Source organism: Streptosporangium sp. NBC_01755 (assembly GCF_035917995.1).
Lineage (GTDB): Bacteria > Actinomycetota > Actinomycetes > Streptosporangiales > Streptosporangiaceae > Streptosporangium.
In genome coordinates this window covers 7,946,534-7,961,581 of sequence record NZ_CP109131.1, presented here as the reverse complement: position 1 = coordinate 7,961,581, position 15,048 = coordinate 7,946,534, and the positions used below count along the sequence as shown (strand labels likewise).

11 protein-coding genes and 1 riboswitch are annotated in these 15,048 nt (G+C 70.5%); of the genes, 6 read left to right on the top strand and 5 right to left on the bottom strand.

What is annotated here, in order from left to right:
• Window positions 1–120 precede the first annotated feature (120 nt).
• On the bottom strand, window positions 121–1,926 hold the full coding sequence (locus OG884_RS36425; RefSeq protein ID WP_326640513.1) for an ABC transporter ATP-binding protein: 1,806 nt from the start codon (window positions 1,924–1,926) through the stop codon (window positions 121–123).
• A gap of 465 nt (window positions 1,927–2,391) precedes the next feature.
• On the opposite strand from OG884_RS36425, the gene OG884_RS36420 reads away from it, so the two are divergent.
• Window positions 2,392–3,627 carry an MFS transporter gene (locus OG884_RS36420; protein ID WP_326640511.1) on the top strand — a complete coding sequence of 412 codons (1,236 nt, stop codon included), beginning with the start codon at window positions 2,392–2,394 and terminating at the stop codon, window positions 3,625–3,627.
• Between the two features lie 111 nt (window positions 3,628–3,738).
• Here OG884_RS36420 and OG884_RS36415 read toward each other — a convergent pair whose 3' ends face one another.
• The 3 genes from OG884_RS36415 to OG884_RS36405 form a co-directional block, all read right to left on the bottom strand.
• Window positions 3,739–3,867, bottom strand: a complete 129-nt coding sequence (locus OG884_RS36415) for a hypothetical protein (RefSeq protein WP_326640509.1) — start codon at window positions 3,865–3,867, stop codon at window positions 3,739–3,741.
• Window positions 3,868–3,940: 73 nt separating this feature from the next.
• Window positions 3,941–4,987 (bottom strand): LLM class flavin-dependent oxidoreductase, encoded by a 1,047-nt coding sequence (locus tag OG884_RS36410; RefSeq protein ID WP_326640507.1) that lies wholly within the window; start codon window positions 4,985–4,987, stop codon window positions 3,941–3,943.
• 168 nt (window positions 4,988–5,155) lie between these two features.
• Window positions 5,156–5,806 carry a class I SAM-dependent methyltransferase gene (locus OG884_RS36405; RefSeq protein ID WP_326640505.1) on the bottom strand — a complete coding sequence of 217 codons (651 nt, stop codon included), beginning with the start codon at window positions 5,804–5,806 and terminating at the stop codon, window positions 5,156–5,158.
• Between the two features lie 202 nt (window positions 5,807–6,008).
• Here OG884_RS36405 and OG884_RS36400 point away from each other — a divergent pair, with 202 nt between their 5' ends.
• Window positions 6,009–6,437 carry a hypothetical protein gene (locus OG884_RS36400; RefSeq protein WP_326640503.1) on the top strand — a complete coding sequence of 143 codons (429 nt, stop codon included), beginning with the start codon at window positions 6,009–6,011 and terminating at the stop codon, window positions 6,435–6,437.
• Between the two features lie 139 nt (window positions 6,438–6,576).
• Here OG884_RS36400 and OG884_RS36395 read toward each other — a convergent pair whose 3' ends face one another.
• Window positions 6,577–7,194 carry a hypothetical protein gene (locus OG884_RS36395; RefSeq protein WP_326640501.1) on the bottom strand — a complete coding sequence of 206 codons (618 nt, stop codon included), beginning with the start codon at window positions 7,192–7,194 and terminating at the stop codon, window positions 6,577–6,579.
• Between the two features lie 333 nt (window positions 7,195–7,527).
• Between OG884_RS36395 and OG884_RS36390 the strand changes: the two genes are divergently transcribed.
• From OG884_RS36390 to OG884_RS36375, 4 genes are all read left to right on the top strand, one after another.
• Window positions 7,528–8,331 (top strand): SAM-dependent methyltransferase, encoded by an 804-nt coding sequence (locus OG884_RS36390; RefSeq protein ID WP_326640499.1) that lies wholly within the window; start codon window positions 7,528–7,530, stop codon window positions 8,329–8,331.
• Between the two features lie 383 nt (window positions 8,332–8,714).
• Window positions 8,715–8,789, top strand: a riboswitch (S-adenosyl-L-homocysteine riboswitch).
• 15 nt (window positions 8,790–8,804) lie between these two features.
• Window positions 8,805–12,542, top strand: a complete 3,738-nt coding sequence (metH, locus tag OG884_RS36385; RefSeq protein ID WP_326640497.1) for a methionine synthase — start codon at window positions 8,805–8,807, stop codon at window positions 12,540–12,542.
• Between the two features lie 244 nt (window positions 12,543–12,786).
• A complete protein-coding gene (locus tag OG884_RS36380; RefSeq protein WP_326640495.1) occupies window positions 12,787–13,836 on the top strand; it encodes a hypothetical protein in 1,050 nt (349 codons plus the stop codon).
• 336 nt (window positions 13,837–14,172) lie between these two features.
• The gene (locus tag OG884_RS36375; protein WP_326640493.1) at window positions 14,173–14,631 is read left to right on the top strand and encodes a hypothetical protein; all 459 of its coding nucleotides are present in this window, start codon (window positions 14,173–14,175) and stop codon (window positions 14,629–14,631) included.
• Window positions 14,632–15,048: the final 417 nt, after the last annotated feature.

The window sequence follows — 15,048 nt, the reverse complement described above, 5'->3', positions numbered from 1 at the left end:
TCCCGTTCTCGCTCTCGCTCTCGCGCCTTCGCCCGTTGCCGGAAGGCGCTCCGGGAGCGGGCGCGGTGGAGCTCCCGTTCTCGGGGACGTGTCCGGCCTGCACCGGGGGGTCCGTCCTGCTCACAGCCGTGCCTCCTCGGCGTCCGGGTCGGCCGACAGCAGCGCGCGGTACTCGGACACGCTCGCCATGAGCTCGTGGTGCCGGCCGACGTGCGCGATCGTGCCGTCCAGCAGCAGCGCCACCCTGTCGGCGAGCAGCACCGTGGAGGCCCGATGGGCGACGACGATGCCGGTCGCCTCGCGCAGCACATGCCGCAGCGCCTTCTCGACCAGGGCCTCGGTCTCGACGTCCAGCGCCGACAGGGTGTCGTCCAGCACGAGGATCCTGGGACGGCTGAGGACCGCCCGGGCCAGTGCGAGCCGCTGGCGCTGGCCGCCGGACAGGGACATGCCCTGTTCGCCGATCCTGGTCTCCAGGCCCCATGGCAGCTCGTACGCGAATCCGGCCTGGGCGATCCGCAGCGCCGTCGCGATCTCCTCCTCGGCCGCGTCGTGCCGCCCCAGCGTGAGATTCTCCCTGACGCTCATCGAGAACAGCGTCGGCTCCTCGAAGGCGGTGGCGACCAGCGAGCGCAGCTCGGGCAGCGGCAGATCGCGGACGTCGACGCCGTCGATCGTGACCCGGCCCGCGCTCACGTCGTACAGGCGCGGCACCAGGGAGGTCAGGGTGGTCTTGCCCGACCCCGTCGCCCCCACGACCGCCACCGTCTCCCCTGGTCGCACCTCCAGCCAGACATCGTGAAGCACCGGCTCGGCGGCGCCGGGGAAGCGGAACCCCGCGCCCTCGAAACGCAGGTGTCCACGGGGCCGCCCGATCACGCGGACGCCCCCGACGATCTCCGGTTCGGTGTCGAGCACCTCCATCACCCGGTCCGCCGCGGTCATCGCCTCCTGGCCCATCGTCAGAATGAAGCCGAGCGCCGAGATGGGCCAGACCAGCTGCAGCATCAGGGTCGTGAAGGCCACCAGCGTGCCCAGCGTCAGGGTGCCGGAGCCGGCCGCCAGGGCGCCGAGCAGCAGCACGAGCGCGAGGGTGATGTTCGGGATCACCTCAAGAAAGGTGAAGAACCTCGCCGACAGGCGGACCTTCTCCATCGAGGTCCGGTAGACCTTCACGGCTCCCTTCTCGAAGATTCCCAGGACGTGGCGACCGCGGCCGAACGCCTTGATCGTCCGGATGCCAGCCGCCGACTCCTCGACGACGGTGGCGAGGTCGCCCTGCTCGTCCTGGACACGGCGGGAGATGAGGATGTACCTGCGCTCGAAGTGCAGCGAGGTGAGCACGATCGGCACCGCCGAGGCGACGACCAGCAGCCCGAGCGGCCAGTACATGCGCAGCAGCAGCCCGGTCACCGTCACGATCTGAATGGTGATCAGGACGAGGAAGAGCAGGCCGAAGCCGAGGAAGCGCCGGATCGCCGACAGGTCGGTCGTCGCCCGGGACAGCAGCTGGCCCGACTGCCAGGAGGCGTGAAACCCCATCGGCAGCCGCTGCAGGTGGCTGTAGAGGTCGTCACGGATGCTGGTCTCCAGGCTCAGGACCGCGTCGGCCAGCAGCCATCGCCTCAAGAAGACGAGCAGTGCCTCGGCCGTGCCCAGCCCCAGGGCGAGCAGCGCGAGGGGGAGCAGGGCCTCGCTGTCCCCCCGGGCCACGGGGCCGTCGATGATCTCCCTGCCGATCAGCGGGATGGCGATGCCGATCCCGACCGCGGCGAAGGCCGGTATCCAGATGAGGACCAGGCGGGTGGCGTAGGGGCGCAGGTAGGACTTCAGCCGCCACAGGGAACGGGCCCCGCCACGGCGAGGGAGGGGCGGGGATTGTCGGGTTCGGGATTCTGTTTCTGTGTCCGAGGTATCAGGAGGCATCAACAGGCGGCACGCTCCTCACGGTGCTCACACCAGGTGATCGCCGCTCGAGGGCATGGCGAACCGGAGGCCCATCCCCGCTCAACCGTTCTCCCGCACCACCGCTCCAGGTGGACGCCCCGTCGGATCACCCTCACCCGCACGGCGCGGGCGACCATTCAGTTTCCGTGCCCGAATACGGGGTCGGCAATTGATGTGACGGCTCCCATCCTGTAACCGCCAGGTCAGAAAGGCCGATGACCTCATGCCTTCCACCGAGCCCGCGGCCCGGGGGATTGCCGAGGGAACGGACACCCGTACCCCGCAGGAAAAAGGGGAGGCGGCGACCGGCGAGGCGGTTGTAGGGTCGGCACCATGACCTGGCGACATTGATCCTGAACCAGAGGCCGGTCCGGCGCGCGCTGCCGCGGACCCCCGGAGATGCCGAGCATCCCGAGTCCGCACAGTCCCCGCGAGAAGGACCTCATGACCATTTCTTCCTTTCGCGCGCCCGGCGGGCGCGCGAAGCGCCTGGCCGCGACGCTCTACACCTACGCGTTCCTCGATGAGTTCGTCCTGCTCTATCCGTTCTACGCGCTGCTCTTCGTCGACACGGGCCTGTCGACCGCGGAGATCTCCTCGCTCCTGGCGATCTGGTCGCTCACCTCCGTCGTGATGGAGGTCCCGTCGGGGGTGTGGGCCGACACCGCCTCGCGGCGCGCCCTGCTCGCCCTGGCGCCGCTGGCGGCCGCGATCGGCTTCGGCCTGCTGGTCGCCGTCCCCACCTACTGGGTGTTCGCCGCGGGCTTCGTCCTGTGGGGCACCTCGGGAGCGCTGCAGTCGGGCGCGCTGGAGGCGCTGGTCTACACCGAGCTCGACCGTCTGGGCGCCGCCGGCCGCTACGCCGCGATCATGGGCCGGGCCCGTGCGATCGGCACGGGCGCCGTCATGGCGTCCATGGCCGTCGCCGCCCCGGTGTTCGCCCTGGGCGGCTACCCGCTGGTCGGCGCCGGCAGCGTCCTGGCATGCGTGCTCGCCACGGCCGTCGCACTGACCTTTCCCGAACATCGCGTACGAGGGCAGCGGGAGGAGACCTCGCCGGGCGGCTACGCCGCGACCCTGCGCGCCGGGCTGCGGGAGGTACGCGCCGACCGGACGACGCGCCGGGCGCTGCTGCTGGTGCCGGCGGTGACGGCCCTGTGGGGGTCGCTGGAGGAGTACGTCCCGCTGCTCGCGGTCGGTGCCGGGGTCGCCACGCATGCCGTGCCGCTCGTGGTGCTCCTGGTCTCCGCGGGCATCGCGGTCGGCGGCCTGTTCGCGGCGGCCGGGCGGGGCTTCACCGACAGGGAGCTCGCGGCCCTCCTCGCGTTCGGGGCGCTGGCGCTCGGCGCGGGTGCGGCCGGCGGGGTCGCGGTGGGGTTCGTCGCCGTCGCGGCCGCCTTCTGCGCCTTCCAGATGGCGAGCGTGCTGGCCGACGCGCGGTTGCAGGAGAGCATCACGGGCCCGGCCCGCGCCACCGTGACCTCGCTGGCCGGGCTGGGCACCGAGGTGGGCGCCGTCCTCGCCTACGGCGGCTACGCCGCCGCCTCGGCGCTGACCGACCACGCCACGATCTTCACGGCCTCCGCGGTGCCGTACGCGGTTCTCGCCCTGGTGCTGTTCCTCGGCGGGTCTCGCTCACGGAGGGCCGCGGCCGTCCGGGCACCGCTCGGTGGCCCGTGAACCGGGGCAGGCCGAGCTCGGCGAAGACCGGGCGGTGGTCGGTGTCCGGCAGGGAGTGGACGCCGAAGGTGTTGACCGCCATGCGCGAGTCGGCGAGCACGTGGTCGATCGTCACGCCGGGGAGGGACTCCCAGCCCAGCTGCGGCCAGGTGGGCTGGTCGCCCTGAGCGCCGCCCACACCGCGAGCGGCAGCACCGCCGGCCAGACGAGCAGCAGGTCCACCCATCTCGATCTGATCATAAAGCGGGAGCGTAACGACCTTGTGTGCAGATTCAATGGAGATTGGCGGCTTTATCCGCGCACGTCGGTGGCCTCAGATGAGGCCGTACGCCTGGGCGATCAGCTCGTAGGAGCGGATCCGGTCGGCGGGGGAGTGCACCATCGTGGTGATCATCAGTTCGTCGGCCTCGGTGCGCTTGCGCAGGTCCTCCAGCCCCTGCCGCACCTCGACGGGGTCCCCGATCACCACCTTGGACAGGTGGTCGTCGAGGAAGTCCTTCTCGATCGGGCTGTAGGGATATGCCTCGGCCTCCTCGGGCGTGGGGACCGGCTGCGGGGCCCCGCGCCGCAGCCGCAGCATGGACAGAGCGCCCGGGCGGGCCAGGCGCAGCGCCTGCTCGGAGGTGTCGGCGGCGACGGCGGAGACGCCGATCATCGCGTATGGCCGGCCGAGGACGGCGGAGGGCCGGAAGGCCGACCGGTACAGCTCCAGGGCGGGGATGGTGTTGTTCCCGCTGAAGTGGTGCGCGAACGCGAACGGCAGGCCGAGCATGCCGGCGAGCTGGGCGCTGAAACCGCTGGAGCCCAGCAGCCAGATCGGCGGGCGGCCCGACTCGGGGGAGCGGGGTACCGCGACGACCCGTTCGAGCGAATGGCCCTGCGGGAACGAGCCGTCCAGGAAGGCGGTCAACTCGGCCAGCTGCTCGGGGAAGTCGTCGGCGTCCGGACCGTTCCTGCGCAGCGCCCGCGCGGTGGCGGGGTCGGTGCCCGGGGCCCGGCCGAGCCCGAGGTCGATGCGGCCCGGGTGCAGCGCGTGCAGGGTGCCGAACTGCTCGGCGACGATCAGCGGGGCGTGGTTGGGCAGCATGACGCCGCCGGATCCCAGCCGGATGCTCCTGGTCGCGGCGGCCAGATGGGCGATCAACACGGCGGGGGAGGAACTGGCCACGGACGGCATGCCGTGGTGCTCGGCCACCCAGATCCGGTGGTAGCCCCACTCCTCCGCGCGCCTGGCCAGCTCGGTGCTCGCCTCCAGGGTCTCGGTGGGCGTCACTCCCGAACCGACGACGGCCAGCTCGAGGATCGACAGGGGGACCTCGGAGGAGCCGCGGGCCGTGCCGCAGATGGTGTCTTCAGCCATGCAGGCGGCAACCCGTGCCAAGCGGAAGTTTATTCCGATTAGCCGGATTATCGGTTACTGAAGTTGCCGCTGGAGGGGCAATTCGACCACAGGCGGGCGGGCGTCGATCAGCACTGCGGGAACCCCCCCGCCACCCGGACGGGAGGGATGCCGCTCCAGCAGGTGATGTCAACCCTCGCCCGGCTCGCCGGAGACGTCCTCTGCCGGCCGCTCACTCGCCCGGACCCCGGTGTACACCAGGGCGGGCGGCACGTTGAACCAGATCGGGCCCAGGGTGCCGACGGTGGCGAAGGCGTTCTCCATGAGGCCACGGAAGTGCCGGAAACGCTGTAGCGGCAGCACGGTCAGCGTCGTGATGGTGCTGAAGGTGCCGCCGGGGGCGAGCGAGGCCGAGATCTCCTCCAGGATGCGCTCCTGCCGCGACTCCTCGAACAGGGTCCAGGGAAGGGAGGAGACGATCGAGTCGGCATGGGACAGACCGGCCTGCCTCAGCAGCTTGCCCAGATCCCCCGCGTCACCGGCGACCACCTCAAGCCAGGGCCTGCTGCGTCGCAGGTGGCTCACCATGCCCTCGTTGACCTCCACGGCGAGCTGCCGCCCTCCGGACGGCAGGCGGTCGCGGATCGCGTCGCTGATCACCCCGCCGCCGGCACCGAGCTCGACGACCACGGCTCCGGGAGTGGCCGGGATCACCGACGCGGCCAGGCGGGCGACGGCCTTCGAGCTGGGGGCGATCGCCCCCAGCTGCTGGGGATTACGCATGATCGCGCCGAGGAAGGCGAGAGTGTCCCCGCTGGCGGGACGAGTTTGAGAGAGCACCGACAGCTCATTCCCCCAGATGAGGGGGTTATGCCAGTTTGGCGGGCTTTGATGATCGAAATTCCGCCGCCGTACCGGGGAGGACGGCCCGGAAGTCGTCCGCGGGCTCCCGCCACCACCTTGTCGCCGGGCCGCCTCTGCCCGGTGGCGGCGGGGCGAGGTACCGTCGTCTTATCGGATCCCGGTCAAGAGGGGAGCCGCCATGCCAGACGATTCCGATCACGTGCTCGACTCCATCGACGGCGCCGTCGACGAATGGCTCGCCATGAGTGACGACTCGATGCGCTGGACACCGCCGGAGAAGGCCCACCCCAAGTCCCAGTCGGGCCTGCCGGTGCCACCGCTGCCGCAGGTGCTGGAAGACCTCCTCCAGGAGGTCGGCAGCCGCCTTGGTCCGCCTGCCCAGGCCGTGGTCGACGCGTTCCGACCCCTGGGGGAGGGGGTGGTCGAGGCCGTCTCCACGTTCCTCGACAGGCCGCCCGTGCGGCAACTCCTCGACCCGTCCGACCCGTCGGAGGATCCGGAGACGCTCGGAGAGCGCGCCTTTCCCGACACGTTCGGTCCGTCGCCCGAGGAACCGCCCGAGGAACCGCCCGAGGAACCGCCCGAGGAACCGCCCGAGATTCGATGAGGTTGCCGGACCGCCGAGACAACGACTCCCTTGGCCGCCGTCGAGGGAACCTCGCCGGGTGCCTCCGGGCTCCCTGCCGATGACCGGTGCTGCCCGGGCCTCAGAGGGCGGGGGACTCCCCGATCGCCGAGGCGGCAGGTCAGAGCGTCGGCCGGACGGTGAGCCGGAGCCCGAGGTGGGCGTAGGTGCCCAGCAGCCACGCCGCGCTGACGTAGGTCGACACGATCGAACCGCCGAAGATCTGGGCCAGCATGGTCACGGGGAACCAGAGTCCCGCCAGCAGCGGCAGCCAGCGCAGCAGCCCCTGGTAGCGGCCGGTCACCGCGACCGCGATGCCCTGAACCAGCATGCCGAGCATGCTGAGCGGCCAGCAGGCGTCGAGGATCATCAGCGCGAGCGGGAAGTCGTCGTGGGTCGCGTAACCGAAGGAGAACACGTTCAGCAGGAACGCGCCGGGAAGCAGTGCCAGCAGCCCGGCCGGGATCACCCGGCTCCACCCGTCGCCTGTCCCCCGGGTGGCCAGGACCACCCGGACCAGGGCGAAGACCCCCACGATGAAAAGCATTCCGGTGACGGTGTCGAGTGTCTGGATGCCTTCCTGGATCTTGTCACCCACGATGACCGTACCGGCCCCCCATGCCGTGGCCCCGATGGCCAGGAGTACCCCGGCGATGCGGATCTGCTGCGGTGCCGCGGCGGCGAAGGGCGCGGCGGCCCCGTCCGGATTGACGTTGCTCGGCTGTATGTGAACGGACACGGTCTTCCTCCTTGATTGCTGGAGGTACCACTGTCTCCGCGCCGCGTCCCGGGCGGCCAGGGAGCGGGGTCATGCCGGGAGTCCTGGATCTTCCTGGCTCCAGGGGACTTCTGTCCCGGGTGGGGCGGGACACGGCTCCCCTGCCGGCGAAGTCGGACAGGAGACGCTGCCCGGATCGGATGGTGGTCGCCGGACACCTTTTGGCTGCGGCGGGGCGCCTGACCCGAGGTCGGGGCTTTCGTGATCGTGATCGTGGTCGAAGGGCCATCTTTACTGGCTTTCTACGTCATATGATCTCTCGGATCACCCCGAGATCACGAGGAAAGGACCCCTGTGACCGACAAGAGGGATGAGCGGGACGTCGGCATCGACACGACCAGGCCCAGCATCGCCAGGGCCTACGACGTCGTCCTCAACGGCAAGGACAACTTCGAGGTCGATCGGGCCTTCGTCGCGGAGATCGTGAAGATCGTCCCCGAGATCTACGACGTGGCGACCTACAACCGTCAGGTCCTCGGCCGGGGGGTGCGGTTCCTGGCGAAGCAGGGCATCACCCAGTTCATCGACCTCGGCTCGGGGTTGCCGACCGTGGAGAACACTCACCAGGTCGCCCAGGGCGTGAATCCCGAGGCGCGGGTCGTCTACGTCGACAACGACCCGATGGTGCTGGCCCACGGCCGGGCGCTGCTGGCGGAGAACGACCGTACGGCGATGGTCACCTCCGACCTGCGTGACACCGAGGCGATCCTCGCCGACCCGGCGGTCAAGCGGCTCATCGACCTCGACCGGCCGGTGGGCGTGATGCTGGTCGGGGTCCTGCACCACCTGCACGACGACGACGACCCCCGGGGAATCGTCGAGACCTACATGGCGGCGGTCCCGTCGGGCAGCTACCTCTTCATCACCCACTTCTGCGCCTCCAGCCAGGACTCCCGTGACGCGGAGCAGAAGTACCTCGCGCTGCTCGGCACCGGCCGGTTCCGGACGCCGGAGGAGATCACCGCGTTCTTCGACGGGTTCGAGCTGCTCGAACCGGGCGTCGTCGCGCTGCCCCTGTGGCGACCCGACGGGCCGATCCCGGCGCAGCTGACCGTCGGCCAGCGGCTCATGTACGGCGGGATCGCCTACAAGCGATAGTCCCGCGGATGCCCCGGTCGACCTTCGCGCCAGGCATACCGGGGACGAGATCCAGCCCCATGTCGCACTCGTTCGCCGGTTGATCGGTGGCTCACCATCGCCCCTGCCGGTCGTAGCCGGCCAGGCCCACGGCGATGTCCGGTGCCTGGTCGAGGCAGGCGGCCAGAACGACGGCGTCTTCCAAGCCTGGCAGGCGCCCTGCCCCGCCACGCCGGCGGGAAGGCCACGCCGAGAGATTTTAAATCTACATTGTAAAGGTCGCAGGCCGCAGGGTGACGGTAACGACCCGCACCGTCCCCTGCGGCTCGCGCGGTCTGGTCGGCAAATCCAAGTTGAGAATCAGCTTTTGGTGCAGTCATCCCTTTTTCGGTACCCTCGGTTCTCAGGTCGAGAGGCGCTGCAACGGACTCAGGTCCGCCACGCTCGGCCTCGATCGTTCACCAAGGGCGCCTCCCACAGTGGGAGGTGGTCTGGTGGACAGGTCCTTGAACAACGGCGACGAGCACGGGCGTGACAGCGGGGCGTGTCGCGGAAACGGCACTCCAGCAGCCGACGGCGGCGCACAGGCCCTGCGAGAGCTGCTGGACCGGCGGATCGCGGTGCTCGACGGGGCCTGGGGCACGATGCTGCAGGGCGCCTCGCTCACCCCGGCCGACTACCGTGGGGAGCGGTTCGCAGAGCACCCGCGTGACGTGACCGGTGACCCTGACCTGCTGAACCTGACGCGCCCCGACGTCATCCTGGACATTCACCGTCAGTATCTCGCGGCGGGCGCGGACATCACCACCACCAACACCTTCACCGCGACCGGCATCGGCCAGGCCGACTACGGGCTGGAGTCGCTGGTACGGGAGATGAACCTGCGGGGCGCCCAGCTGGCGCGTCAGGCCGCGGACGAGGCGGGCGGGCGTTTCGTGGCCGGCTCGATCGGCCCGCTGAACGTCACGCTGTCGCTGTCCCCGCGCGTCGAGGACCCGGCCTACCGGGCGGTGTCGTTTGACGAGGTCCGTGCCGCCTACGCCGAGCAGATCCAGGCGCTGGCCGACGGCGGGGTCGACCTGCTGCTGATCGAGACGATCTTCGACACGCTCAACGCGAAGGCCGCGATCGCCGCCGCGCGCGAGGTCGCCCCGCACCTGCCGCTGTGGATCTCGGTGACGATCGTCGACCTGAGCGGGCGCACGCTGTCGGGGCAGACCGTCGAGGCGTTCTGGAGCGCGATCCGGCACGCCGAGCCGCTGGTGGTCGGCGTGAACTGCTCGCTGGGCGCCGAGGAGATGCGCCCGCACGTCGCCGAGCTGTCGCGCCTGGCGGGCACCTACACGGCCTGCCATCCCAACGCCGGTCTGCCCAACGCGTTCGGCGGCTACGACCAGACCCCGGCCGAGACCGCGGCGCTGCTCGGCGAGTTCGCCTCGTCGGGAATGGTCAACGTCGTCGGCGGGTGCTGTGGGACCTCGCCGGGGCACATCGAGCGGATCGCGGCCGCCGTGTCCGGCCTCCCGCCTCGCGAGATCCCGGCACCGGCGGCCCGTACCCGGTTCAGCGGCCTGGAGCCCTTCGAGATCGGCCCGGACACCGGGTTCGTCATGATCGGGGAGCGCACCAACGTCACCGGTTCGGCGCGTTTCCGGCGCCTGATCGAGGCGGACGACCACCAGGGCGCCGTCGACGTCGCGCTGGAACAGGTGCGCGGTGGGGCCAACCTGCTCGACGTCAACATGGACGCCGACCTGCTCGACAGCGTGCGGGCGATGACCACCTTCCTGAATCTGATCGCGACCGAGCCTGAGGTCGCCCGTATCCCGATCATGATCGACAGTTCGCGGTGGAGTGTGCTGGAGGCCGGGCTCAAGTGCGTGCAGGGCAAGGGCGTCGTCAACTCGATCAGCCTCAAGGAGGGCGAGGAGCCGTTCCTGGAGCAGGCGCGGATCATCCGGGACTACGGTGCCGGCGTGGTGGTCATGGCCTTCGACGAGCAGGGGCAGGCCGACACCGTCGAGCGTAAGGTGTCGATCTGCGCCCGCGCCTACGACCTGCTGACCCAGCAGGCCGGGTTCGCCGCCGAGGACATCGTGTTCGACCCCAACGTGCTCGCGGTCGCCACCGGCATCGCCGAGCACAACGGCTACGCGAAGGCGTTCATCGAGGCGCTGCCGCTGATCAAGCAGCGGTGCCCGGGGGCGCGGACCAGCGGTGGCATCTCCAACCTGTCGTTCTCCTTCCGGGGCAACGACGTCGTGCGCGAGGCGATGCACTCGGCGTTCCTGCTGCACGCCGTGCGTGCCGGTCTTGACATGGGCATCGTCAACGCGGGGCAGCTCGCGGTCTACCAGGACATCCCCGCGGACCTGCTCGAACTCGTCGAGGATGTGATCTTCGACCGGCGCGAGGACGCCACCGACCGGCTCGTCGCCTTCGCCGAGACGGTGAGCGGGTCCGGCACGCGTCGGGTCGTGGACCTGTCCTGGCGGGACGCGCCGGTGGAGCAGCGGCTGGCGTACGCCCTCGTGCACGGCATCGTCGACTTCATCGAGGCCGACACCGAGGAGGCCCGGCAGCGAAAGGCGAGCCCCCTGGAGGTGATCGAGGGGCCGCTCATGGACGGCATGAAGACCGTGGGCGACCTGTTCGGCGCGGGGAAGATGTTCCTGCCGCAGGTGGTCAAGAGCGCGCGGGTGATGAAGCGCTCGGTCGCCTACCTCGAGCCCTACATGGAGGCGGAGAAGGAGCAGGCGCGGCTGGAGGGACGCCTCGACACCGGTCGCGGTCAGGGAAAGGTGGTGCTCGCGACCGTCAAGGGCGACGTGCACGACATCGGCAAGAACATCGTGGGCGTCGTCCTCGGCTGCAACAACTACCAGGTCATCGACCTCGGGGTGATGGTTCCGGCCTCCGTCATCCTCGACACCGCGATCGCCGAGGGCGCCGACGTCGTCGGGCTCTCCGGGCTGATCACCCCGTCACTGGACGAGATGGTCACCGTCGCCGCGGAGATGCGGCGCCGCGGGCTGAAGCTGCCCCTGCTGATCGGCGGCGCCACGACGTCGCGACAGCACACCGCGGTCCGTATCGCCCCCGCCTACGACAACACCACGGTCCACGTGCTCGACGCCTCCCGCGTCGTCGGCGTGGTCTCCGACCTGCTGGACACCGAGCGGGCCGGAGAGCTGGACGCGAGCAACCGCGCCGACCAGGAGCGCCTGCGCGAGCAGTACGCGAGCAAGCAGCGCACCCCGCTGCTGACCGTCGCCCAGGCGCGCGCGAACCGTGAGCGGGTCCCGTTCGACGACCTGCCCGTCCCCGACTTCACCGGCGTCCGCACCGTGCGGCCGGACCTGGCCGCCCTCCGGAAGATGATCGACTGGCAGTTCCTCTTCCTGGCCTGGGAGCTGAAGGGCAAGTACCCGGCGATCCTCGACCAGCCGGTGGCCCGCGAACTTTTCGACGACGCGAACACCCTGCTCGACCAGATCATCGCCGAGGGCCACTTCCAGGCCCTGGGCGCCTACGGCTACTGGCCCGCCCACTCCGAGGGCGACGACATCGTCATCGACGCCACGCTCGACGGCGTGCTCGATACCGTGCTCGACGACGGTACGGCGGGTGCGAACGGTCTTCGCCTGCCGATGCTGCGCCAGCAGACGGCCAAGCCCGAAGGACGGCCCAACAGGTGTCTCGCGGACTACCTGGCTCCGGCCGGGGATCACCTCGGCGGGTTCGCCGTGACCGTCCACGGCGCCGAAACCCTCTCGGCCACCTACGAGGCCCAGAATGACGACTACCGGGCGATCATGGTGAAGGCCCTCGCCGACCGCCTGGCCGAGGCGTTCGCCGAGCACATCCACCTGCAGGCGCGGCGGGCCTGGTACGAGCCGGACGCCGACCCCCGCATCGAGGACCTGCACGCCGAGCGCTTCCGCGGCATCCGCCCCGCGCTCGGCTACCCCGCGAGCCCGGACCACAGCCAGAAGCGGGACCTGTTCGGCCTGCTCGACGCCGAGCGGATCGGCATGGGCCTGACCGAATCCTTCGCGATGACCCCCGCGGCCAGCGTCAGCGGGCTGCTCTTCGCCCACCCGTCGTCGCGGTACTTCACCGTGGGGCGCGTCGGCAGGGACCAGATCGAGGACTACGCCCGGCGGCGGGGCCTCGACCTCGCGGAGGTCGAGCGCTGGCTGCGCCCCAACCTCGCCTACGACCCCGAATGATCCGAACCGGCGGCCGGCGTCGCCTGTGACCGGTCTCGACACCGCCGTCGAGCACTTCACCGCATTTCTTTATCTTTGCGGCCTGGTGCTGATAACAGATCGGTAAGACCGTACTGTCATGTGCCGCATACAGTGTGTGATTTTTGCCAGGCTAGGGGAGGTCGGACGCGATACGGGAGGCGAGATGTACGGTGAGCACGATCGGACTCACGGCCACGGCCTCAACGCCAGACCGCGAGGACGCATGCCGTACAGCGACTCGCGGCTCCGGCCGGCAGATCCTCCGCACTCCGCCGGGCCCGCGACCCTTCCCGAACCCGATGGACGGTGGCAGGAGGAAGCACCGACACCCCACGGGATCGCGCGGCACGGGAAGGACGAGCAGGCGGACGAAGAGACCGCCCGGCCACCGGCCCGTCATTCCTGGACATACCTCGACAGCAGGCCTTTCTCCATGCCGCCGCCGCCCAGCCCCTGGCAGCGGCCGTGGTCGAGGCTCTCGCGCGACCAGCTCCTGGGGCCGGCGCTGGTCGCCGGGTTCCTCGTCGCCGCAGGGGTCGGCGTCTGGTCGTCCGGCTGGTCCCCGTGGGCCGGGACGCCCACCGCGAGCAGGGCGCCGGCGCCTCCCGCGGAGCGCCTCCTCGCGGATCACGACATGGTGATCACGCCACCGCGAGCCCCGGCGGCGGCCGGGGCCCCCGCGGGAGAGCGGAAGGCTCCGGTGGGCAGGGGAAGGGGGCCGCACCGTGACCCGGTGCGGGTCCTGCCGGCTGAGCGGGCCCTTTCCGGCACCGCCGGCGGTTCCCGGAACGAATGGGTCAAGCGAGTCAAGCGGAACCGCGAGAGCCGGGAGGACCGGGGCTCCGCGCGGGCCGGCGCCACGCCGGTGACCGGCAACGCCAGGCAGGCGAACGGAAGCACCGGCCAGGGGGTCGGCGACGCCGCGGGGAACACCGCGAACACCCTCGGGAACGCGGGGAACGCGGGGAACGCGGGGAACGCGGGGAACGCGGGGAACGCGGGGAACGCGGGGAACACCGCATCGAGGCGGTCGCGCCCCGGGGCGCGGAAGGCACGGTCGCAGTCCCGTACGACCAGGGCGGGCGCACCGGTCACCAGGTCGCCCTCGCCCTCGGTGTCCAGGAGCCGGCCGTCGGATCCGGGTGCCGGGGGCGGGAGCGCCGCCGGAATCAGCGCCGCCTACGCCTGCCGCCACCTGCCCCCCGGCGACTGGCGCTACGCCTACTGCGTGCGGGTCTGGAACGACTACAAGAGCAGGAACGGCCTGCCCTAGCGAGCCGGTCGGGAGATCGGCTCGCCGCCGACGGGATACGTCGGCGGCCGGGTGTGGGACCGGGCCGCCCGAACAGGCGAGGTCGGCATCGCCCGGTAGCACCGCATGTCTTCCCGAACCGTCGACGGCGGGAACGCGGTACGTGCACCGAGGGCCACGCGGTGGAGGGCGGCCGTCGGGAGTGGCGAATTGTGGCCGATGTCCCGGCTGGGACCGCGGGGGTGCGCGGGGCGCACGATCCTTGGTGTGAACTTGAGGTATCCCGGCGATTACTCATGGTCATCGCGGTGCATGAGGTCCCGTGCAGATCAACCCTCAGCACTAACGGGAGTACCCATGCACATCCGCATCGCCGCGACGGGGCTCGTCGCCGTCGGCCTTCTCGCCACCCTGGCCACCGCAGGTGTCGCCGCCACCACTGCCACCGCCACTGCCGCCACCGCCGCGGTCGTTCCCGCTCCGGCCGCGTGTGCCCAGGAGCATCTCGCGCTGCTGGACGCCGAGGACGCCATCGCGGGCGTCGAGGCGGTCCCGGAGGTCAAGGTCGCCCATGACGCCTTGGCGAAGGCCGGCGCCGCCGCGGACGTGGACAAGCTCTCTTCGAAGACGGCCCCGCAACCGCTCGGGGCAGGCGCGCCGGAGGCGGATCCCGCCACCGCGAAGGCAATGGAGGCGTACAACGCCGCCGGGGCCAAGTATCTGCAGGCGCGCGACGCGGCGCTCTCGAAGGTCGCGCCACTGCACCGGAGCTCCAGGGACGCGCTCAAGAAGTGCCTCAAGGTCGGCTCCGCCTGAACCCGATGACACAGGCCGGCGTCCCCCAAGCCGTGACCAGGGCGGATGGCCCATGGTGGCCGGGGACTCCGGCGGGAGGTGACACAAGCCGGTACAGATCTTCTGCCTCCGTGACGGGGAGGATCGCCCCGCCCTCCGCCACATGACCACTTCGCACCGGAGGGCGGAGCCTGAGGAGGCGCCGGAGTCCGGGCGGCCACACCGGTATCGCCCGGGCCTGTCGCGCCTCTTTGTGTCCTTCCGGTACCCCTCGTGGTTCCGGTTGCGTCGTTCGGCGTGAATACGGATGTCCGGTCGCGGTAATCTCCAACAATCCCGCAAGTGGCGCCGTGTTCGGCTGCGCACGCAAAATAAGACTGGACATCCCATGATAAATACTGCTGAAATGGTGTTTTTCGTGAATAAGTAATTCACCCT

Coding starts and splice junctions, on each gene's coding strand:
- OG884_RS36380 (WP_326640495.1), top strand. CDS start 12,787: ATGCCGTACAGCGACTCGCGGCTCCGGCCGGCAGATCCTCCGCACTCC.
- OG884_RS36415 (WP_326640509.1), bottom strand. CDS start 3,867: ATGATCAGATCGAGATGGGTGGACCTGCTGCTCGTCTGGCCGGCGGTG.
- OG884_RS36410 (WP_326640507.1), bottom strand. CDS start 4,987: ATGGCTGAAGACACCATCTGCGGCACGGCCCGCGGCTCCTCCGAGGTC.
- OG884_RS36375 (WP_326640493.1), top strand. CDS start 14,173: ATGCACATCCGCATCGCCGCGACGGGGCTCGTCGCCGTCGGCCTTCTC.
- OG884_RS36425 (WP_326640513.1), bottom strand. CDS start 1,926: ATGCCTCCTGATACCTCGGACACAGAAACAGAATCCCGAACCCGACAA.
- OG884_RS36420 (WP_326640511.1), top strand. CDS start 2,392: ATGACCATTTCTTCCTTTCGCGCGCCCGGCGGGCGCGCGAAGCGCCTG.
- OG884_RS36400 (WP_326640503.1), top strand. CDS start 6,009: ATGCCAGACGATTCCGATCACGTGCTCGACTCCATCGACGGCGCCGTC.